We start from the raw sequence: 21,633 nt of genomic DNA, 5'->3' as shown, positions 1-21,633 counted from the left end.
GTCGTCGGCATCGGCTGCCGCTTCCCGGGCGCGCCCGACCCGGACAGCTACTGGCGGCTGCTGCGCGACGGCCGTGACGCGATCACCGGGGTGCCGCGCGGCCGCTGGGACGCAGGGCGGGTCGCCGCGCCGGACTTCGGCGGATTCCTCGACGGCGTCGAGGAGTTCGACGCCCGCTTCTTCGGCCTGTCGGCGCGCGAGGCCGCCCGCATGGACCCGCAGCAGCGGCTGCTCCTGGAGACCGCCTGGCAGACCCTGGAGGACGCGGGCAGGGACCCGGCGTCGTTCGCGGGCAGCGCCACCGGCGTGTTCGTCGGCATCAGCAGCCACGACTACACCGAGCTGCAGATGGGCCGCCTGGACACGGTCGACGTGCACGGCGCGACCGGCAACGCGCACGCCATCGCCGCCAACCGGCTGTCCTACGCCCTCGACCTGCGCGGCCCCAGCCTGGCCCTGGACACGGCGTGCTCGTCGTCCCTGACGGCCGTGCACCTGGCCTGCGACAGCCTGCGGCGCGGCGAGTGCGCGACGGCGCTCGCGGGCGGCGTGAACCTGATGCTGACGCCCGGCCTGTCGGTGGCGTTCGCGGACGGCGGGATGCTGTCGGCGGACGGGCGCTGCCGTACGTTCGACGACGCGGCGGGCGGCTATGTACGCGGTGAGGGCGCGGGGTTGGTGTGCCTCAAGCCGCTGTCGGCCGCCCTCGCCGACGGCGACCGCGTGCACGCCGTGATCAGGGGCTCGGCCACGGGGCACGGCGGGCGCAGCAACGGCCTCACCGCGCCGAAGGGCTCCGCCCAGCGCGCCGTCGTCGAACAGGCCCTGGCCCGGGCGGAGTTGAGCGGCAAGGAAGTCGACTACGTCGAGGCGCACGGCACCGGGACGCCGCTCGGCGACCCCGTCGAGTGGGAGGGGCTCGCGGCGGCGTACGGCATGGGCCGCCCCGACGGCGCCCGCTGCCTGGTGGGCTCGGTCAAGACCAACATCGGGCACCTGGAGGCGGCCGCGGGCATCGCGGGCCTGATCAAGGCGGCGTTCGTCGTGCGCGACCGCGAGGTGCCGCCGACGCTCCACCTGACCACGCCCAACCGCCGGCTCGACTGGCACGGCTCGGGCCTCGACGTACCCACGCGGCTGACGGCCCTGCCGGACGAGGGCCCGGTGCGGGCCGCCGTCAGCTCCTTCGGGTTCGGCGGCGCGAACGCGCACGTGGTCCTGGAGTCCCCGCCGGAGCCCGCGCCGCCGGAAACGGCGTCGGAAGCGCCGTTCGCGCGGCCGGTGCACGCCCTGTGCCTGTCCGGCCACACCCCGACCGCCCTGACGACGCTGGCCCGGCGCTGGCGCACCCACTTGGCCGCCCACCCTGAGGCAGCCGTGGGCGACTTGTGCCGGGCCGCCCACACCGGCCGGGCCCGCCTCGCGCACCGCGCGGTCGTCGTCGGCGGGTCGGCCGGCGAGCTCGACGCCGGGCTCGACGCGCTGGCCCGCGGCGAGGCGTCGACGGCCGTCGCCCGCGGCACGGCGGGCCATGGGCCCGAGCCGAAGGTGGCGTTCCTGTTCAGCGGCCAGGGCACGCAGTACACCGGCATGGGCAAGGGGTTGTACGACACGCACGCCCCGTTCGCGCGGACCGTCGACCGGGCGGACGCCGTCGCGGACCGTCGACCGGGCGGACGCCGTGCTGCGCCCGCACCTCGAAGTCCCCCTGACCGAGCTCCTTTTCACGGACGGCGGGACCGAGCGGCTGCGGGCGACGCGGTACTGCCAGCCCGCCCTCGTGGCCCTCGAAGTCGCCCTCGCCGAGCTGTGGCTGTCGCTCGGCGTGCGGCCCGCCGCCGTGCTCGGGCACAGCGTGGGCGCGTACGCCGCCGCGTGCGTGGCCGGGGCGATGAGCTTCGAGGACGCCCTCACGCTTGCCGCGACGCGCGGGCGGCTCATGGACGAACAGCCCGGCGACGGGGCGATGATCGCCTGCCTGGGCGACGCGGAGACGGTGCGCGGCGTGGCATCGGGGTTCACCTCGCTGTCGGTCGCCGCCGTCAACTCGCCCACCCACCTGGTGCTTTCGGGCGAGCGGGCGGAGGTCGAGCAGGCACGCGCGGCGCTGGTGGAGCGGTCGGTCGTCGTCAAGCCGCTGGCCGTGTCCCACGCCTTCCACTCCGCGCTGATGGCGGGCGCCGCCGGGCCGTTGCGCGCTGCGGCCCGCTCGGTGCGCTTCGCCGAACCGGTCGTCCCGTGGGTGTCGGACGCCACCGGCGAGCCGGTCGGCCGCGTCGACGCCGACGCGCTGGTGGACCACCTCCTCGGCACGGTGCGCTTCGCCGACGGCTTCGCGACGCTGCGCCGGCTCGGCTGCACCGCGTTCGTGGAGGCGGGACCGCACCCGACGCTGCTCGGCCTCGGCCGCGCGACGACCCCGGCCGACGCGGGTCCCGCGCTGTGGCTGCCGTCGCTGCGGCGGGGCCGGGCCGGGGCTGTGCCGGGCGCGGCGGGCGACTGGGAGACACTGCTCCAGTCCCTGGGGCGACTGCACTGCGCGGGCGGCACGGTGGACTGGGCGGCGCTCGACGCAGGGCGGCGGGGGCCTCATGTGCCGGTGCCGCACGCGGTGTTCGAGCGGGAGGCGTACTGGTTCACGCCGCCGGAGGGGGCGGCCACCACGGGTGCGGGCGCGCTGCTGGAGGGCGCGGGCTCGGACGCGCTGCCGGAGGGTGCGGCCACGGGCTCGGCCAGGCGCCAGGACGCGGGCGCCCCACGGGACGTACCCCTCACGGAAGCGTCGTCGGAGGCGGGCCGTGCCATCACCCCGGCCCTCGCCCCGCCGACAGCGTCGGCCCAGGCCGTGCCTGCCCCGGCCGGCCGCCAAGAAGTGTTCGCGCAGGTGTCCCTCGTCTGCGGCCACCCCGTCGCGCACATCCCGCAGGACGCCCGGCTGGGCGCGGACCTCGGCTTCGACTCGCTGATGCGTACGGAGCTGGAGCGCGCCCTGACGCGGCGGTTCCCCGGGCAGCTGAACGGCAACCGCGAGCGGCTGCCGGAGGACCCCACGGTGGGGCAGCTCGCCGAACTGCTCGAAGGCGCCGCGCCCGTGGCCGACGGCACGCACTTCGCCGACGTCCTGCCGTCGGCGGCCCACGCCACGCCGTCACCCCCCGCGCCCGGTCCCGCCCCCGAAGACACCCCCGCCCCCGCCGTCCGGCAGGAGCGCGTCTTCGAGGAGTGGCCCGAGTACGCGGAGCTGCAGGGGCGGCTGGCGCAGGCCACCGCCGACGGTGACAACCCCTATGGGCGCACGCACGAGGGGTTCAACGGCGGCCGCTCCACCGTCGACGGCCGACCCGTGCTCAACTTCTCCGCCTTCAACTACCTTGCCCTGTCCCACCATCCCCGCGTCCGCGAGGCCGCGCGCGCCGCCGTCGACCGGTACGGCACGTCCTGCTCGGCGACTCCGCTGCTGTTCGGCGAGACGCCGCTGCACCATCAACTCGACGCGGAGATCGCCTCGTTCCTCGGTACCGAGGCCGCGATCGTCTTCGCGGGCGGGCACGCCACGAACGTCGCGACCATCGGGCACCTCTTCGGCCCCGAGGACCTGATCCTGCACGACGAGTGGATCCACGACAGCGCGGTGCGCGGCAGCGTCCTGTCGGGCGCGCGGCGCAGGTCCTTCCCGCACAACGACTGGCGCGCCCTCGACCGGATGCTCGGCTCCTCGCGGGCGCGGGCGCGCCGGGCCCTCGTCCTGATCGAGGGCGCGTACAGCCAGGATGGCGACCTGCCCGACCTGCCGAAGTTCATCGACGTGAAGAAGCGGCACGGCGCGATGCTCATGGTCGACGAGGCCCACTCGCTCGGCGTGCTGGGGCGCACCGGCCGCGGCATCGGCGAGTACTTCGGCGTCGACCGCGCCGACGTCGACCTGTGGATGGGCACGCTCAGCAAGGCCGTCGGGAGCCTCGGTGGCTATGTCGCGGCGCGCCAACCACTCGTGGAGTACCTGAAGTTCACTGCTCCGCTGCACATCTTCAGCACCGGCATATCGCCCGCCAACACCGCCGCCGCCCTGGAGGCGCTGCGGGTGCTGCGGGGTGAACCGGATCGGGTGGCGCGGCTGCGGCACCTCGCCGAGCACTTCCGCGACTCGGCGCGGGCCCGGGGGCTCGACATCGGCGTGTCGCGCGCCTCGGCGGTGGTCCCGGTCGTCATCGGCGGCTGGGAGGAGACCATGGCGCTCTCCAACGCCCTGCTCCGCCTCGGCGTCAACGTCATGCCGATCGGCTACCCCGCCGTCCCGCGCGACGAGTGCCGCCTGCGCTTCTTCATCAACGCCGACCACACTGAACGCGAACTCGACCGCGCACTGGACCTGTTGGGGCGAGCCATGGCTGAACGCACGACGAACGGAACTCCGCGCACGGGGCCGCCGCAGCCCGAGGCGGCGCGGGAGGCGCCCTCCCCCGCCACCACTCCCTCCCTCGCCGCGACAACCGTCGCCGCGACGGCGCCCGCCGCCCCCGGCTCCGGCCCGTCCGCGCCGGACGTCCTCGTCGCCGGCGCGGGCGGCTTCATCGGCGGGCACCTCACCCGCCGGCTCGCCGAACGCGGCCACCGCGTGCGCGTCCTGGTGCGCGACGGCAGCGACCGCTCCGCCTTCGCGGGCGTCGACGTCGACGTGGCCGTAGGGGACCTCACCGACCCGGACAGCCTGCGCCGCGCGGCCGCCGGGGTGCGGCACGTGTACAACTGCGCGGGCCTGTCCGCGGACTGGGGGCCGTGGGCCGACTTCGAGCGGGTCAACGTCGACGGCGGCCGGAGCCTCGTCGAGGCCGCGGCGCACGCGGGCACGGTCGAGCGGTTCCTGCACGTGAGCACCACCGACGTGTACGGATACCCGGTCCGCCCGTGCGACGAGGAGACACCGCCGCGCGACATCGGCCTGCCGTACAACCGCAGCAAGCTCCTCGGCGAGCGGGCCGTGCGCGCGGCGGCCGCCCGCGCGGGCCTGCCGCTCACCGTGGTGCGCCCGGTCAGTGTGTACGGGCCGCGCAGCAAGGACTTCGTCGTCGAGATCGCGACGCTGCTCCTGCGCCGGCAGATGGTCCACATCCGCGGCGGCGACGTCCCCGCCGGGCTGCTGTACGTGACCAACGCGACCGACGCCATGATCGCCGCCTGCGTGGCCGAGGCCGCCGCGGGAGGCACGTACAACCTGCGCGACCCCGACCGCACGACATGGCGCGAGTACGTCGGGGCGCTGGCCCGCGGCCTCGGCGTCAAGCCGCCCGCCCTGAGCCTGCCCGCGCCGGTGGCGCGCGGTGTCGCGACGGTGTCGGAGGGGCTTTACGGGGCGCTGCGGATCAAGGCGCGCCCGGTCCTCACCCGGCACGCGGTGCACCTCTTCGACCGCGACCAGTCGTACGCGATCGACCGGGCCCGCGACGACTTCGGGTTCAAGAGCGAGGTGGGCTTCGAGGAGGGGGTGCGGCGCACGCTCGCCTGGCTCGACTCGCCCGAGGGGCGCGCACGCGTGCCCCGCTGACGCGCCCGCCGCCCGCCGGACCGCCCGCACCCGAGAGGAACCCGAAGTGCCCATCACCGAGCGGCCACCAGCAGAGTCCCACGCCTGGTTCACGGGACCCGGCTTCGGGTCCGGCCCAGAGCTCACCGGGCCGGAGGCCACCCCCGCCGCCACCCGCCTGATCTGCTTCAGCTACGCGGGCGGCACCCCTTCCGTCTACCGCGACTGGCCGTCCCGGCTCGGCCCAGGCGTCACCGTCGTACCGGTGCTGCTCCCGGGGCGCGGGCTGCGGCTCGACGAGGTGCCGTACACCGACATGGCCCCGCTGGCCCGCGACGTGACCGACGCGCTGCTCGCGGCCGGGCACGTCGACGACTACGCCCTGTTCGGGCACAGCATGGGCGCGCTGCTCGCCTACGAGGTCGCCTGCGCGCTGCGCGACCGGGGGCGGCCCGGGCCCCGGCACCTGTTCGTGTCCGGCAGCAAGGCCCCGCACCTGTACGGCGGCCCGGAGGACCAGGGGCTCGGCGACGACGACCTGCGTCAACTGGTGGGCGACCTGGGTGCGTTGGCGCCCGACGACTGGGTGGGCCGCTCCTACCTGGAGCGCAGGCTGCCGGTGCTGCGCGCCGACCTCACGCTGTGCGCACGCTACCGCTGGCGGCCGCGCCGCCCGCTCGACTGCCCGATGACCGCGTTCTCCGCCGCCGGCGACCCGATCGCGCCGTCGGCCCACGTCGAGGCGTGGCGGGCGTACACCTCCGCCTCGATGCTGCACCGCCGGGTGCCCGGCGGCCACTTCTACCTGAACGGACCCGCACGGCTTCCGCTCCTTCGTGAGCTGCGCGCCGAACTCACCCGTACCGCACTCACCCGTACCGCCGAGGAGAGGAACCCCTCATGGACCTGCTGAGCCTGGCCAGGGCCGTCAAGAACCGGGCGCAGGAGCCGTTCACGGACCTGGCCGCGATCGCGCGGATCGTCGCGGACCCGCGGCTCCCGCTGCTGCTCGTACTGAACCGGACGCTGTTCACGCCGCTGTACCGGGCCTCGTTCCTCGCCGCCGCCGCGGGCTCCGGCGTGCTGCGCTGCATGGCGACGCGCCCGTGCGACCTGGAGAGCCTCGCCGAGCACCTGGGGACCCGGCCCGAGGACCGGCAGCGGCTGCGCGCCTGGCTGGACGTCGGGGTGCGCCTCGGCGAACTGGACCGGCGCGAGGGCTGCTACCTGCTGAAGAGCCGTACCGCCAAGGCCCTCGCGCAGGTGGGCAACGACGCCGTCGCCGCGGCCCTCGAAGAGCTGCTGCGCTTCCATGTGCCGGCGCTGCGCGACGCCCCGCGGATGCTCAAGGACGGCAGCCGCTTCGAACTGTCCGACCAGGACGGCCTGGTCATCGCCCGCTCCTCGCTGGTGGTGCGCGGCTTCGTCGAGGAGGCCATCGGCCGGACCCTGCCGCGCACCACGCCGGTGCGCCTCCTGGAGGTCGGCTGCGGCAGCGGCACGTACGTGCGGTACGCGGCCGGGCTCAACCCGCGCCTGACGGCCCTGGCCGTCGACCTCCAGGCCGAGGTCGCCGAGCAGGCGGCGAAGAACATGGCGCAGTGGGGGCTCGCCGACCGCGTCGAGACCCGCCAGGGCGATCTGCGCACGCTGGACCTGCAACCGCAGTTCGACGTGGTGACGCTGCACAACAACATCTACTACTTCCCGCAGGAGCAGCGCGCCGAAGTCCTCGCGCGCGCCCGCTCGTTCCTCGCCCCGGGCGGCACGCTGCTGCTCACCTCCTCGTGCCGGGGCAGCGGCACGCTCGGCCTGGAAGTGCTCAACCTGTGGTTCGAGTACGCCGGTTTCGGCGGTCCCCTGCCGCGCGAGGACGAGCTGCTCGGGCAGCTGCGCGAGGCGGGCTTCGACGACGCCCGGGCCACCCGGGTGCTGCCCGGCCAGGCGTTCCGCGCGTTCGTCGGCACCAACGCGGCGACGGGGCCCGTCGGTTCGCTCGCGGCCCGCGCCACCACCCCCACGACCGCCGAGGAGGCCGCGTCATGACGACGAAGGCAACCACCGACACGCCCACCGCCGACGACACCGCCACGGGCCCCGAGTCCGCACGGGCCGGTACTGACCACGCCGCCGGGCCGGCCGGCGCCCCGCACTCCGACCTGGTCGCCGTGCTCGGCCGCCCCCACACCGCCACAGCCGACGAACTCGGCGGCAAAGGGGCCCGGCTCGACGAGCTGACCGCGGCGGGCCTTCCGGTGCCGTCCGCGTTCTGCCTCACCACCGGCCTGTTCGACCTGTTCCTGCGCGAGAGCGGCCTCGCCGCCGAGATCCGCGCCGCCGAGGCCCGGGCCGAACCGGCCCTCACCGTGCGCGAGGCGATCCTCGCCCGGGACGTCCCCGAGCCGATCGCCCGCACGATCCTCGCGGCGTACGAGGACCTGGGCCGCCCCCGCGTCGCGGTGCGCTCCTCCGCGCCGCGCGAGGACTCCGCCGAGCGGTCCTTCGCGGGCCAGCACGACACGGTCCTCGACGTGTCGGGGGACGCGGCGCTGCTCGACGCGGTCAAGGTCTGCTGGGCCTCGCTGTGGTCGGACCGGGCGGCCGCCTACCGCTCGGGGCCGGGCCCCGCGGGCTCCATCGCCGTCGTGGTGCAGGAGATGGTGCCCGCCGACGTCAGCGGCGTCCTGTTCACGGTCGACCCGATCGGCGGCAGGCCCAACCGCCTGGTGGTGGAAGCCTGTTGCGGGCTCGGCGAGGGGCTGGTGTCGGGCCGGGTCTCCAGTGACTTCTTCGTCGTGGACGACCGTACGCTCGACGTCGTCGAGGAACGCGTCCGCTACAAGGTCACCAAGTGCGCCTCGCTCTCCCCCGGGCGCATCGGGATGACGAAGGTCGACGCCGCCGACCGGGACGCCCCCTGCCTGACCCGCGACCAGCTCGCGGCCCTCGCCCGGCTCGCCCTGGACGTGCGGGAGCGCTACGGCACCGAGCAGGACATCGAGTGGGCGATGCGCGACGGCACCCTGCACCTGCTGCAGGCCCGCCCGATCACCACCCGGCCCCGCCCCGAGACCTCCGACGACGCCCGCAGCCCCTACCTGCCCCAGCACCTGAGGGAGCTCCCGGACGCCACCCGGCACGGCACGCTGTGGTCCCGCATGGACATCGGCGAGATCTTCGTCGGCCTGATGTCACCGCTCGGCCTGAGCTTCGCCCGGCACTACCAGGACCATGTGCACGGCGACTGCGCGGCGGCCCTCGGCGTGCGCGACACCGGCGACGTCGGCCTGCACATGGGCTTCTTCCAGGGCCACGTCTACCTGAACATCTCCTACACCGCGTATCTGCTCGGCCAGGCCGTGCCCACCCGCGACCAGCGGCACTTCACCCGCCGCTTCGTCAGCGAGGAGGTGGACCTGGCGACGTACGAGAACCCCTTCGGCACCTTCCCCGGCGGCATGGCGGACCTGCTGTCCACGACGCACTGGCTGCGGGCCACCGGCAACGAGATGCTGGTGATGAAGGGCCGCGCCCGCGACATGGCCGAGGCCCGCCTGTACGAGTTCGACCGCGCCCGGCGCCTGGACCTGACCCGCATGGGCCGCCGCGAACTGGGCGCCGAACTCACCCGCTACCTCGACTACTTCCACGACGCGCACGTCGGCTACATGCCGTACTACATCAACGCGTTCGGGTTCTACGGCATCCTCACCGAGCTGTGCGCCAAGTGGCTCGGCTCCGCGGGCGACAACCTGCAGAACCGCATCAAGACCGACATGTCCAGCCTGCGTACGGTGGCGTCGGCGCAGGAGATCTGGAGCGTGGCGCAGGCCGCGAAGGCCAGGCCCCGGGTGATGGAGATCATCGAGGCGGCGCCGCTTGAGGAGGTCGCGGACAGGCTGCGCGCCGACCCGGACGGCGAGGCGTTCTGGCAGTCGCAGATGGAGCCGTTCCTGCGCGCCAACGGCACCCGGGGGCGCCAGGAGATGGAGCTCACCCATCAGCGCTGGATCGACGACCCGTCGTACATCTTCCAGATGATCCGCCGCTACGCCGCGGACGGCTTCACCGCCGACGACATCATGGGCCGCAGCCGCGCGCGCCAGGAGGGCGACACCCGCGCCGTCCTGAAGAAGCTGCCGCTGCCGCAGCGCAAGACCCTCGAGGGCCTCATCTCCATGTACGCCCTGTGCAGCGAGCTGCGCGAGACCACCCGGATGTCGATGATCACGTCGATCTGGCTGGTCAGGAACGTCGTGTACGAAGTGGGCCGGCAGCTGGTCGACGAGGGCGTGCTGCACTCCCTGGACGAGGTGGCCTTCCTGGACTTCGCCGACGTACGCGGCTACTTGGCCGGTGAGCTGCCCGCGCGCGAGGCGTTCTCGCGGCCCGTCATCGAGGAGCGGCGGCGCGTGCACGAGTACCACAACCGGCTGCCGGAGCCGCCGCTCACCTTCGTCGGCGAGCACGACAGCACCCGCGCGGCGCGGCCGGTGAAGGAAGGGACGCGCCTGGAGGGGCTCGGCTCGTCGCCCGGGCGGATCGTCGGCCGGGCCCGCATCGTCGAGGACCTGGTGTGGCAGGCCGACGAGTTCCAGGCCGGCGAGATCCTCGTCACCCGGCACACCGACGCGTCCTGGACGCCGCTGTTCGCCATCGCCGGCGGCGTCGTCACCGACATCGGGTCGATGCTCTCGCACAGCTCCATCGTGTCGCGGGAGTTCAACGTGCCCTCGGTGGTCAACACCAAGTACGCCACGCAAGTGATCAACACCGGCGACATGGTCATGGTCGACGGCGACACCGGTGTCGTCGAGGTCGTGGAGGGCTGAGAGCGCCGGACCACCCAAGGAAGGCAGGAAGTTCCTGATGATCCCGAATCAGTGGTATCCGATTCTGCGGACCGACGACATCAAACGCGACGCTCCGACCGGGGTGCGCCGCATGGGCGAGGAGCTGGTGCTCTGGCGCGATCTCGACGGCAACCTGGTGTGCCAGTCGGCGCGCTGCCCGCACAAGGGCGCGAACCTGGCCGACGGCCGCCTCGTGGGCAACTCGGTGGCCTGCCCGTACCACGGCTTCCGGTTCGGCACCGACGGGGCCTGCCGCCTGGTGCCGGCGCTCGGCTCGGAGGGCCGCGTGCCGGCGTCGTTGCGGGTCGACACCTACCAAGTGCGGGAGAAGTACGACCTGGTGTGGCTGTGGTGGGGCGACAAGCGCGCGAAGCTGCCGGAGATCGAGCTGCCGCACGAACTCGCGGAGCACCCGCGGCCGTACGAGACCATCACCTTCAGCCGCCCGGTCCACTACACGCGCTACATCGAGAGCCTGCTCGAGTTCTACCACGTGACGTTCGTGCACCGTGATCACTGGGCGAACATCATCGACTACACGTTCATGTACGGCAGTTGGCGCAAGCTCTGGATGGACGGGCGCGAGCGCTACATCGCCGCCAACAAGATCGTGAACCATCGCGTGGACGTCGAGGGCACGATCATCCGCAACACCTTCGACCAGTGCGAGGAGGGCAACCCCTCCAACTCCTGGCACTTCAACCTCATTTACCAGGCCCCGTGCATGACGCACGTGAAGCAGGGACTGCTGGAGGTCACGACCTGGCTCGTGCCCATCGACGAGCACCACACCCAGGCGATCATGCGGCTGTACGAGTACCCGCTGCTCAGGACGATGGTGCCGGTCAAGCCGCTGCGGCCGCTGATCCTGCGGCTTTCGCTGATGATGGAGCAGTACGTCCAGGACCAGCAGGACAACGACATCATGGCGCGCCAGGAGCCCAAGGTCAGCGAGCGCGGCGTGAACAAGTTCATCGCCGTCGACGAGATGAACGCCAAGTACCTCCAGATGCGCGACCGGTTGAAGGCGGAGGCACGCGCGGAGGCCGAGGCACGGGAGGCGGACCACTCGCCGGAGCCGGGAGCCGCCGACGGCGACGCCCCGGTGGCGGCCCCGGCGACGGGCGGCACCGGCACGAACGGCTCGGGCAACGGGGCCGCCAACGGCGGCGGCATCAGCGGCGGTAACGGCACCGGTGCCGGTGCCAAGCGGGCCAGGAAGGGCGCCCGCGCGGGCGGGCTCAGCAAGACCGCGCCCTGATCGCGGCGCGCGTTCCGGTGCCCACCGGCCGCCGGAACGTGCGCCCCTGGCGGGGTCAGGAGGAGGCGACCCGCAGCGACACCGTGCCCCCGGGGGCGCGCCCCGCGCCGTCCGTGAGGCCCGCGGTCAGGTCCGCCCACCACTGCTCGCCGTCCTCGATGCGGCGCAGCAGGATGCCCTCGCGCACCGCCCAGGGGCAGATGTCCGCCGACGCGATGCCCATGAGCTTCATGGCCGTGTGCCCGACGACCGCCCCGGCCAGGCTCTGCCCGGCCCGCGGCGCCGAGATCCCCGGCAGCCGCACGCGTTCGGCGGCCGGCAGCCGCGCGAGGCGGTCCTTCGCCCGGCGCAGCGCCGACCGGTCCAGGCGCCGGGGCACGAACGGCCCGTGCCGTCCGGGTGCCGCGCCCGTGAGACGCGCCAGCTGCTGGAACGTACGCGACGTGGCGACCGCCGTGTGCGGCCCCTCCCAGCGGATCCGCGCCGCCACGTCCCGCAGTTGGTGGCGCACCCTGCGGCGCAGCGCCTTGACGTCCTGCGGGGCGGGCGGGTCCTCGCCGTGCAGGTACTCGTGCGTGAGGCGGTTCGCGCCGAGCGGCAGCGACACCGCGAAGTCCGGCAGCCGCCCGCGCCCGAAGGCCACTTCGAGCGACCCGCCGCCGATGTCGAGCAGCACCAGCGATCCCGCCCGCCAGCCGAGCCACCGGCGGGCGCCGAGAAAGGTCAGCTCGGCCTCCAACTCGCCCGGCAGCGTGGTCAGTCCGACTCCGGTGCTCGCCCGCACGGCGTTCAGCACCTCCCTGCGGTTCGGCGCGTCCCGCACCACCGCGGTCGCGAAGGCCAGCGGGGGCTCGGCGCCCCAGCGCGCGGCCGTCACCGCGGCCGCGTCCACGGCACGCACGAGGTGCCGCACGGCCTCCTCGTCGAACGGCCCGCCGGGCTCGACCCGTTCGCAGAGCCGCAGCTTCCACTTCTCCGTGTGGACGGGCAGCGGTGCTCCGCCCGTGGCGTCCGCCACCACGAGGCGCACCGTGCGCGATCCCACATCCAGCACGCTCACTCGCATGAGCCCTCAGTACCCAGAGCACGTCGCGGCACGCACACGAATGAGACACCTCACGTTTTCCTGGGCGACTTGCCCACGCCATCTTGTCGCCATCTGGCAGTCGCGCAAGCCGTTTTCCGCCCCCTCTGCCCCTACCGTGGACACATGACCGCTTACGCCGCTCCACCCGACGATGTGCACGATCTGGTGCTGCGCGGAGGCCGGGTCCTGGACCCGGAGACCGGGCTCGACGCGCTCGCCGACGTGGCGGTGACGGGCGGCACGATCACGGCGGTCTCTCCCGCCTCCAGGGTCGCATCGGCCACGGTCCGCGCCACCCCGGGCACGGCCCCGGCGACGCCCGAGACCTGCACCGATTCCTCACGTACGCTCACCGGCCACCGGACGCTGGACGTGACGGGCCTGGTCGTGGCCCCGGGCTTCATCGACCTGCACAGCCACTCGCACACCGTGGCCGGCCACCGCCTCCAGGCCCTCGACGGCGTGACCACGGCCCTCGAACTGGAACTGGGCCTCTCCCCCGTCGGCGAGGCGTACCGGCAGGCCGCCGCCGAGGGCCGCCCCCTCAACTACGGCTTCTCCACGTCCTGGGCGCAGGCCCGCATGGCCGTCGTCGGCGCGCTGCCGCACGGCGGTGGCGCCACGGCCGCCCTGGAACACCTGGGCGACGCGGCCTGGCAGCGGGAGGCCACCCGGCCCCAGGAGGACGCGCTCCTCGAACTGCTGCGCCGCGACCTCGCCGACGGCGCGCTCGGCGTCGGCCTGATCGTCGGCTACGCCCCGCGGATCCGGCCCGAGGAGTACCTGGCCGTGGCCCGCCTCGCCGCCCTGGCCGGACTGCCGACGTTCACGCATGCCCGGAGCCTCGTCGACCAGGTCCCCGACATCCCCGTCGACGGCGCGGAGGAGATCGCGCGGGCGGCGGGCGAGACCGGTGTGCACGCCCACTACTGCCATGTCACGTCGACCTCGCGGCGCCACACCGACCGGGTCCTCGCCGTTCTCGACCGGGCCAGGGCCGAGGGCGGCCGCATCTCCACGGAGGCTTATCCCTACGGCGCCGGCATGACCGCCGTGGGCGCCGCGTTCCTGGCCCCGGAGATGCTGCCCGCGGCCGGACTCGACGTCGGTGACATCGTCCTCGCGGCCACCGGCGAGCGGATCCGGGACCTCACCCGGCTGCGCGAGCTGCGCGCCGCCGACCCGGGCGCGCTCGCCGTGCTGCACTTCCTCGACGAGACCGACGCCGCCGACCGGGCGTTCATCGACCGGGCCCTGCTGCACCCCTCCACCGTGGTGGGCTCCGACGCGATGCCGCTGACCTGGACGGGGCCGGCGCCGGACCCGCTGGCGTGGCCGCTGCCGCCGGGCGCCGCCGTCACGCACCCGCGCACGGCGGGCACGTTCTCCAGGATGCTGCGCCGGTACGTACGCGAACTCGGCGCCCTCGGCCTGCTCGACGCCGTCGGCCGGGCCACCCATCTGCCCGCGCGCGTACTGGAGTCCGGCGTGCCCGCGCTGCGCCGCAAGGGCCGTGTGCAGGCCGGCTGCGACGCCGACCTCGTCGTCTTCGACCCCGCCACGGTCGGCGACCGGGCGACGTACGCCGACAGCACCCGGCCGTCCGTCGGGTTCGCCCACGTCCTCGTCGGCGGGACACCGGTGGTGGCGCACGGGGAGTTGGTGCCGGACGCGCTGCCGGGGCGGGCGGTGCGGCGCTGAGCTCCCGCCGCCGGCTCTTGGCGTCAGTGCCGGTACTGCGGTTCGGGTTGACGCTGCTGCTGCGGCACCTGCTCCTTGCCGGCCAGGCGCCGGGACAGCTTCTCGCCCTCGACGTCCATGTTCGGGAGCAGCCAGTCGAGCCACTTCGGCAGCCACCACGCCGACCTGCCGAGCAGGGCGAACAGCGCGGGCACGATGGTCATGCGGACGATGAAGGCGTCGAAGAGGACGGCGATGGCGAGCCCGAAGCCGATCATCTTCACCAGGTCGTTCTCCTCCATGATGAATCCGGAGAAGACGCTGATCATGATGACGGCGGCCGCGCTGACCACCCGGCCGCTGTACCGGAATCCGGTGACGACCGACTCGCGCGGCTCGACGCCGTGCACGAACGCCTCGCGCATCCGCGTCACGAGGAACACCTCGTAGTCCATCGCGAGGCCGAACACCACACCGATCATGAAGATCGGCATCGTGCTCATGATCGGACTCGGCTGGTCGACGCCGAAGACGTCCGCGAGCCAGCCCCACTGGAAGACCGCGACGACCGCGCCGAGCGCGGCGGTCACCGACAGCAGGAAGCCGAGCGCGGCCTTCAGCGGCACCAGGACGGAGCGGAAGACCAGCATCAGGAGCAGGAAGGCCAGGCCCACGACCGTGCCCAGGTAGGGCAGGAGGGCGTCGTCGAGAGTCTTGGAGAAGTCGATGAACATGGCGGTCTGGCCGGTCAGCAGGATTTCGGGGCCGTTGTCGGCCCTGATGTCCTTCGCCATCCCCCGCAGGGACTTGACCAGGTCCTTGGTGTCGTCCTCGGCCGGGCCCGCCTTGGGTACGACGTTCACGATGGCGGTGTCGCCGGCCTTGTTGAGCGAGGCCGGTCCGACCGACTCGACGCCGGCCGTCTTCTCGAACCGCGCGCGGACGTCGTCGGCCTCGGCCTTGGCGTTCTTGTCCTCGATCGTCACCATCAGCGGGCCGTTGAAGCCCTTGCCGAAGGAGTCCGACATCATGTCGTACGCCTTGCGCTGAGTGGTGTCCGGCGCCATGGTGCCCTCGCTGGGCAGACCGAGCTTCATGCCGGCCGCGGGGACGGCGACCGCGCCGAGGCCGACGACCGCGAGGAGCAGCACGGCGACCGGGTGGCGCAGGACGAAGCGCGCCCAGCGGGCGCCGAGGTTCGGCCGCTGCTGCTGCAGGGCCCGCTTCTCGGCCTTGCGCCGCTGCTTCTCCGAGAGCGGCTTGCCCTTGTACTGGGCGCGGTCCTTGCGGGCCAGCACCTTGACGGGCGCGAAGCCGAGGAGTGCCGGGACCAGCGTGATGGCGATGAGCACCGCGATGCCGACGGTGCCCGCGGCCGCCATGCCCATCTTGGTGAGCATCGGGATGTTCACGACGACCAGGCCCGCCAGGGCGATGATGACGGTGAGTCCGGCGAAGACCACGGCGGTACCGGCGGTGCCCACGGCCCGTCCCGCGGCGTCCTGGCGGTCGCGGCCCTCGGCGATCTCCGACCGGTAGCGGGAGACGATGAACAGGGCGTAGTCGATGCCGACCGCGAGGCCGATCATCATGGCCAGTGTCGTGGTCGTGGACGAAAGCCCCAGGGTGGAGCCGAGCGCGGTGATGGCGGAGATGCCGACGCCGACACCGACGAGCGCGGTGAGCAGCGGCATACCGGCGGCGATCATGGAGCCGAAGGTGAGGATGAGGACGATCGCGGAGACGGCGACGCCGATCGCCTCGGAGGAACCGCCCATGGACTGCTCGATCTTGACGGCGTCACCGCCGGCCTCGGCCTTCAGCCCGCTCTTGCGGGCGTTCTCCAGCGTCTTGTCCAGGGCGTCGTGCGCCTTGTCGGTCACCTTGGTCGCGACGACCTTGTAGACGGCGGACACATAGACGGTGGACTTGTCCTTGCTGACGGCGGCGCCGCCCGCGGCGTAGGGGTCGCCGACGCCCGCCACCTGGGGCGCCTTGCGCAGCTCGGCGACGACCTTGTCGACCTTGGCCTTCTCGCCGGCCTGGGTGACGTTCCCGCCGCCCGGCACGCGCAGCACCACGCGGGCCGTGGCCCCGTCGGCGCTCGCGCCCGGGAACTTGTCCTCGAGCAGGTCGTACGCCTTCTGCGACTCGGTGCCCGGCATCGAGAACGTGTCGGCGGGGGGCGTCGGCGCGGACGAGGCGGCGAAGCCCACCCCGCCGAAGATCAGCACCCACAGCAGTGCCATCAAGCCGCGTCGCCGGAAGGCGAAGCGGCCCAGTTTGTACAGGATGGTAGCCACGGCGAAGGGGACTCCTGTCGGGTAGTCAGGACCAGGGGGACAGTGCGAAGACCGCCGCGGCGGCTTCGGCGCGCGTCACCGCGGGGCTCGGCGGCCGGGGCACGGCGACGGCTGCGGCAGACAGGGGACAGCACGGCCGGACCGGCCCGGGGAGGCCGAGTTCACGTACGGCGTGGGGTCCATAGCGCTACGATGGCACCATAGTGGCGCCATTGCAAGCCACTCATGGCGCACACCCGGCACCAGGGTGGTCTTCACCGCGTCATCACAGGTCCCGAGGCGGGGGCGGGGGCGGTCAGGGGCGCAGGCAGACACCCGTTCGAGCGCCCCGGCGCCGGGCGGTGGCACCGCGAGCCGAGGGCTCACCCTCGGCAGCAGCGCACCCCCGGACGAGGCCATTCCTCCGCACCGCCACCCACACATTTCCGTACGAGTGGGTTGCAGTCGCCAATGATGGTGCGAGACAGGGCCAGCATCCTGAGCAGAACCACACAGGAAGCAGTCCACTTGGTTCGCACCGGCGAAGCGCTTCCGGCTGAGGCCCGGCGCGCAGCCGCACGGCCGCGCACGCCGAAGATGCGGCCCGAGGCGCCAAGGTCCGGTCGACCAAGAGACCCGACTAAAGTGGCACTTGAATGGCGCCATCTTCATGCCATGATGGCGTCATGGACCTCACGCCATACGTCGACGATTTCCGGCACGAGCTCGCAGTCGCCGCGGACGCGGGCGGCGACGAAGCCCGCGCCCTGGCCCGACGACTCACCGCCCCCCTCGAGACCGCCGCCCGCCTCACCCTGCTCAACGCGCTGTCCGCCGCCATGGGCGAGGTCACCCGCGACCTCGCCCCGGGCTGCTCGGTGACCGTGCAACTGCGGGGCCTCGACCCCGAGTTCGTGGTGACGCCGGCGCCGGACGCGCAGCCGCACGGCGCGGCGGAACAGCACCGGGAAGCGCAGCGGCGCGGGACGGCGGAACAGCACCACGAAGCACCGCGACCCCTGCCCGCGTCCATGGCGCCGGTGATCCCGCTGACCGACCCCGGCCCGCCCAGCGGTTACATCCGCGTCCAGTTCGCCGACGCCGGCGCCCTCGAATCGGCCGCCCCGCTCTTCGACCGCGCCGTGCCCGACCACGAGACGCTCGCCCTGCGCTTGCCGAGCGACGGCAGCGTGCCCGCGCTGCGCGCCGTGCTCGACGCCCTCGACGACGCGGCCGTCGAGGCCACCGCGCTCACCGTGCACACCGCCGATCTCGACGACGTCTTCCACGCCCTGGTCGGCCTGCCGCAGCAGGCCGACCACCACGCCGCCCGCACACCGCCCGGACCGCGCCGGCCCCGCAAGTCCCCCAAGGGCGACGCCGGCTGAGCAGCGGGACGGGGCCGGACACCGATCGGGCCGCCCACCGGTGGGTGGACGGCCCGATCGGTCATCGTGCGGTCGGGGTCAGGCGCCGCCCTCCCGCCGCACCCGGTCGAGGACACCGGGCAGCGCGCGCAGGAACGCCGTCACCTCGTCCTCGCCGATGATCAGCGGCGGCGCGAGCCGGATCGTGTCCGGCAGGGCCGCGTTCACCAGCAGTCCGGCGTCCTGGGCGGCCTGCTGCACGCGCGGGGCACACGGCTCGGTGAGGACGATGCCGAGGAGCAGTCCGGCGCCGCGCACCCGGTCGACCAGCGGGTGCGCGAGGGCCTCGATGCCCTGCCGCAGCGCCTCGCCCTGCCGCTTCACCTGGTCCAGGAGCCCGTCGCCGTGGATCGTGTCGAGCACGGCGAGCGCGGCGGCGCAGGAGACCGGGTTGCCGCCGAAGGTGGTGCCGTGCGCGCCGGGCGCCATCAGCTCGGCGGCCGGGCCGAAGGCCAGGGTCGCGCCGATGGGCATGCCGCCGCCGAGGCCCTTGGCGAGCGTGAGGACGTCCGGCTCGACACCGTGCGCCAGGTGCTCGAACCAGTGACCGGTGCGGCCGATGCCGGTCTGCACCTCGTCGAGGACGAGCAGCGCGCCGGCGGCCCGGGTGATCTCGCGGGCCGCGGCGAGATAGCCGGGGGGCGGTACGACGACGCCGTTCTCGCCCTGGATCGGCTCGATGACGACGAGCGCGGTGTCGTGGTCGACGGCCGCGCGCAGCGCCGCCGCGTCGCCGAACGGGACATGCGTGATGTCACCGGGCAGCGGCTCGAACGCCGCGCGCTTGGCGGGCTGGCCGGTCAGCGCGAGGGCGCCCATGGTGCGGCCGTGGAAGCCGCCCTCGGTGGCGACCATGCGGCGGCGGCCGGTCAGCCGGCCGATCTTGAACGCCGCCTCGTTCGCCTCCGCGCCGGAGTTGGAGAAGAACACCCGCCCCTTGCGCCCGGTCAGCCGCAGCAGGCGTTCGGCCAGCCGCACCGGCGGCTCGGCGATGAACAGGTTCGACACATGGCCGAGCCGGCCGACCTGCTCGCTGACGGCGCGTACGACGGCGGGGTGCGCGGTGCCCAGGGAGTTCACGGCTATGCCCCCGAGGAAGTCGAGGTACTTCTTGCCGTCCGCGTCCCAGAAGGCGGCGCCCTCGCCGCGCACCAACGGCACCCTCGGCGTGCCGTAGTTGTCCATCAAGGACGACTGCCAGCGCTCGGTGAGCTTCGCGTTCCCGCGCTCCCCCACGGCGCCGGTGGCCGCTGTGGCGCCCGTGTCCTCGTTCATCGCATTCCCTCCCTGGCGGCCGCGCTCATCGCAACCCCTCTTCGGCCCCGCTCATCGCGGATCCTGCTCCGTGTCCGGCATCACCAGCGTGCCGATCTCCTCGCGCGTGAACATCTCGAGCAGCACCGAGTGCTGGACCCGTCCGTCGATGACGCGCGCGCTGCCCACGCCGTTGCGGACCGCGTGCAGGCAGCCTGCCATTTTAGGGACCATGCCGTCGGCCAGCTCCGGAAGGATCTTCTCCAGTTCGCTGGCGCTGAGCCTGCTGATGACCTCGTCGCTGTGCGGCCAGTCCGCGTACAGGCCCTCGACGTCGGTGAGGAAGACCAGCGTGTGGGCGTTCAGGGCGGCCGCTATGGCGGCGGCCGCGGTGTCGGCGTTCACGTTGTAGACGTGCTCGTCGTCCACGCTCCGGGCCACCGGCGAGATGACCGGAATGCGGCCGTCCGCGAGCAGCGCCTCGACGGCGCCGGGGTTCACCCCGACGATCTCGCCGACCCGGCCGATGTCGATCTTCTCGCCCTCCTCGCCCTCCGGCCAGTGCTTGGTCGCGGTGACGGTGTCCGCGTCCTCGCCGGTGAGGCCGACGGCGAGCGGGCCGTGCTGGTTGATGAGGCCGACGAGTTCGCGCTGCACCTGACCGGCGAGCACCATCCGGACCACGTTCATGGCCTCGGGCGAGGTGACCCTGAGGCCCGCCTTGAACTCGCTGTCGATGTTGTGCAGTCGCAGGGCGGAGCTGATCTGCGGGCCGCCGCCGTGTACGACGACGGGCTTGAGGCCGGCGTGCCGCAGAAAGACCACGTCGTGCGCGAAGGCGGCCTTCAGCTCGTCGTTGATCATGGCGTTGCCGCCGAACTTGATGACGCAGATCATGCCCTGGTGGCGGTTGAGCCACGGCAGCGCGTCCATCACGGACTGCGCCTTGACCAGTGCGGGGTGCTCCTGCGTGCTGATCCTCATGACGAGTACGCGCTGTTCTCGTGGACGTACTCGGCGGTGAGGTCGTTGGCCCACAGGGTGGCCGACTGCCCGCCGGCCGCCAGGTCCGTGGTGATGACGACCTCACGGCCGCGCATGTCGACGGCCTCCCGGTCCGCGCCGATCGCGCCGTCCTTGCAGACCCAGACGCCGTTGATGGCGACGTTCACGCGGTTCGGCTCGAAGGCGGCGGAGGTGGTGCCGATGGCGGACAGCACCCGGCCCCAGTTGGGGTCCTCACCGTGGATGGCGCACTTCAGGAGGTTGTTGCGGGCGATGGAACGCCCGGCCTCCACGGCGTCGTCCTCGGAAGCCGCGTTGATGACGTCGATGCGGATGTCTTTGGAGGCGCCCTCGGCGTCACCGATGAGCTGGCGCGCCAGGTCGTCGCACACCTGCCGGACGGCGTCGGCGAACGCGGCGTACTCCGGCGCCGTGCCGGAGGCGCCCGAGGAGAGCAGCAGCACCGTGTCGTTGGTGGACATGCAGCCGTCGGAGTCGACGCGGTCGAAGGTCACCCGGGTCGCCGCGCGCAGCGCCTTGTCCAGGGCGGCGCTGTCCAGGTCGGCGTCCGTGGTGAGCACGACCAGCATGGTGGCGAGGCCGGGGGCGAGCATGCCCGCGCCCTTGGCCATGCCGCCGACCGTCCAGCCGTCACCCTCGACGACGGCGGTCTTGTGTACGCTGTCGGTCGTCTTGATCGCGACGGCCGCCTTCTCGCCTCCGTCCGTGGAGAGTTCGGCCGCGGCGGCCTCGACTCCCGGCAGCAGCTTGTCCATGGGAAGACGCACACCGATCAGGCCGGTGGACGCCACGGCGACCTCGCCGGAGCGGTGCCCCGCAAGGCTCGCGGCCACCTTCTCGGCCGTGGCCCGGGTGTCCTGGAAGCCCTCCGGACCCGTGCAGGCGTTGGCGCCACCGGAGTTGAGGACGACGGCGCTCACCGTGCCCACCCGCAGGACCTGTTCGCTCCAGACGACGGGCGCCGCCTTCACCCGGTTCGAGGTGAAAACACCCGCCGCCGACCGGCGCGGGCCGTTGTTCACGATCAGTGCCACATCCGGATTTCCATTGCTTTTTATTCCGGCCGCGACGCCCGCGGCCGAAAACCCTTGTGCTGCCGTGACGCTCATGGCGCTACTAACTCCTAGAGTGGAAGTTCCCAGTCACCCGGGAAAGCCGAGGGGGACCACCGACAATGGCACGACCCGAGCCGCCCATTCCTCGATTCTGACGACAGAGTGCAGTGCGGTGACTCGACAGCCC

11 protein-coding genes and 2 pseudogenes are annotated in these 21,633 nt (G+C 73.2%); 8 read left to right on the top strand and 5 right to left on the bottom strand.

The window, feature by feature from the left end:
- Nucleotides 1-9: 9 nt before the first annotated feature.
- From STRAU_RS40255 to STRAU_RS16260, 6 genes and pseudogenes are all read left to right on the top strand, one after another.
- Nucleotides 10-1,434, top strand: a pseudogene (locus tag STRAU_RS40255) (type I polyketide synthase); the annotation flags it as partial.
- Between the two features lie 247 nt (nt 1,435-1,681).
- Nucleotides 1,682-5,542, top strand: coding sequence for an aminotransferase class I/II-fold pyridoxal phosphate-dependent enzyme (locus STRAU_RS39595; RefSeq protein WP_016641431.1), 3,861 nt, complete (start codon nt 1,682-1,684; stop codon nt 5,540-5,542).
- 46 nt (nt 5,543-5,588) lie between these two features.
- Nucleotides 5,589-6,434, top strand: coding sequence for a thioesterase II family protein (locus STRAU_RS16275; protein WP_016641430.1), 846 nt, complete (start codon nt 5,589-5,591; stop codon nt 6,432-6,434).
- Complete coding sequence (locus STRAU_RS16270) at nt 6,422-7,567, top strand: SAM-dependent methyltransferase (RefSeq protein WP_016641428.1); 1,146 nt, start codon at nt 6,422-6,424, stop codon at nt 7,565-7,567. The genes STRAU_RS16275 and STRAU_RS16270 overlap by 13 nt, the downstream gene beginning before the upstream one ends.
- Nucleotides 7,564-10,353: an undecylprodigiosin ligase RedH gene (redH, locus tag STRAU_RS16265; protein ID WP_016641429.1), complete on the top strand. Its 2,790-nt coding sequence runs from the start codon at nt 7,564-7,566 to the stop codon at nt 10,351-10,353. Before STRAU_RS16270 ends, redH begins: the two co-directional genes overlap by 4 nt.
- 37 nt (nt 10,354-10,390) lie before the next feature.
- Entirely contained in the window at nt 10,391-11,635 is a 1,245-nt protein-coding gene (locus STRAU_RS16260; RefSeq protein ID WP_016641427.1) for an aromatic ring-hydroxylating oxygenase subunit alpha, read from the top strand.
- 55 nt (nt 11,636-11,690) lie between these two features.
- On the opposite strand, the gene STRAU_RS16255 is transcribed toward STRAU_RS16260, so the two are convergent.
- Nucleotides 11,691-12,701, bottom strand: coding sequence for a Ppx/GppA family phosphatase (locus tag STRAU_RS16255; RefSeq protein ID WP_037659812.1), 1,011 nt, complete (start codon nt 12,699-12,701; stop codon nt 11,691-11,693).
- Nucleotides 12,702-12,845: 144 nt separating this feature from the next.
- Here STRAU_RS16255 and STRAU_RS16250 point away from each other — a divergent pair, with 144 nt between their 5' ends.
- Nucleotides 12,846-14,423, top strand: coding sequence for an amidohydrolase family protein (locus STRAU_RS16250; RefSeq protein ID WP_078621258.1), 1,578 nt, complete (start codon nt 12,846-12,848; stop codon nt 14,421-14,423).
- Between the two features lie 23 nt (nt 14,424-14,446).
- On the opposite strand, the gene STRAU_RS16245 is transcribed toward STRAU_RS16250, so the two are convergent.
- Nucleotides 14,447-16,705 carry an MMPL family transporter gene (locus tag STRAU_RS16245; protein WP_052029108.1) on the bottom strand — a complete coding sequence of 753 codons (2,259 nt, stop codon included), beginning with the start codon at nt 16,703-16,705 and terminating at the stop codon, nt 14,447-14,449.
- A 665-nt stretch (nt 16,706-17,370) separates the two neighbouring features.
- Here STRAU_RS16245 and STRAU_RS16240 point away from each other — a divergent pair.
- A pseudogene (locus STRAU_RS16240) lies at nt 17,371-17,622 on the top strand (hypothetical protein); the annotation flags it as partial.
- A 528-nt stretch (nt 17,623-18,150) separates the two neighbouring features.
- Here STRAU_RS16240 and STRAU_RS16235 read toward each other — a convergent pair.
- The 3 genes from STRAU_RS16235 to argJ are packed head-to-tail and all read right to left on the bottom strand — an operon-like array spanning nt 18,151 to nt 21,500.
- Nucleotides 18,151-19,386 carry an acetylornithine transaminase gene (locus tag STRAU_RS16235; RefSeq protein WP_016641420.1) on the bottom strand — a complete coding sequence of 412 codons (1,236 nt, stop codon included), beginning with the start codon at nt 19,384-19,386 and terminating at the stop codon, nt 18,151-18,153.
- 51 nt (nt 19,387-19,437) lie between these two features.
- A complete protein-coding gene (gene argB, locus STRAU_RS16230; RefSeq protein ID WP_016641419.1) occupies nt 19,438-20,349 on the bottom strand; it encodes an acetylglutamate kinase in 912 nt (303 codons plus the stop codon).
- Nucleotides 20,346-21,500, bottom strand: coding sequence for a bifunctional glutamate N-acetyltransferase/amino-acid acetyltransferase ArgJ (argJ, locus tag STRAU_RS16225; RefSeq protein ID WP_016641418.1), 1,155 nt, complete (start codon nt 21,498-21,500; stop codon nt 20,346-20,348). Before argJ ends, argB begins: the two co-directional genes overlap by 4 nt.
- Nucleotides 21,501-21,633 lie beyond the last annotated feature (133 nt).

Origin of the sequence: Streptomyces aurantiacus JA 4570 (assembly GCF_000414115.1) — a bacterium.
GTDB lineage: Bacteria > Actinomycetota > Actinomycetes > Streptomycetales > Streptomycetaceae > Streptomyces > Streptomyces aurantiacus_A.
This window is presented reverse-complemented; position numbering and strand designations above follow the sequence as displayed.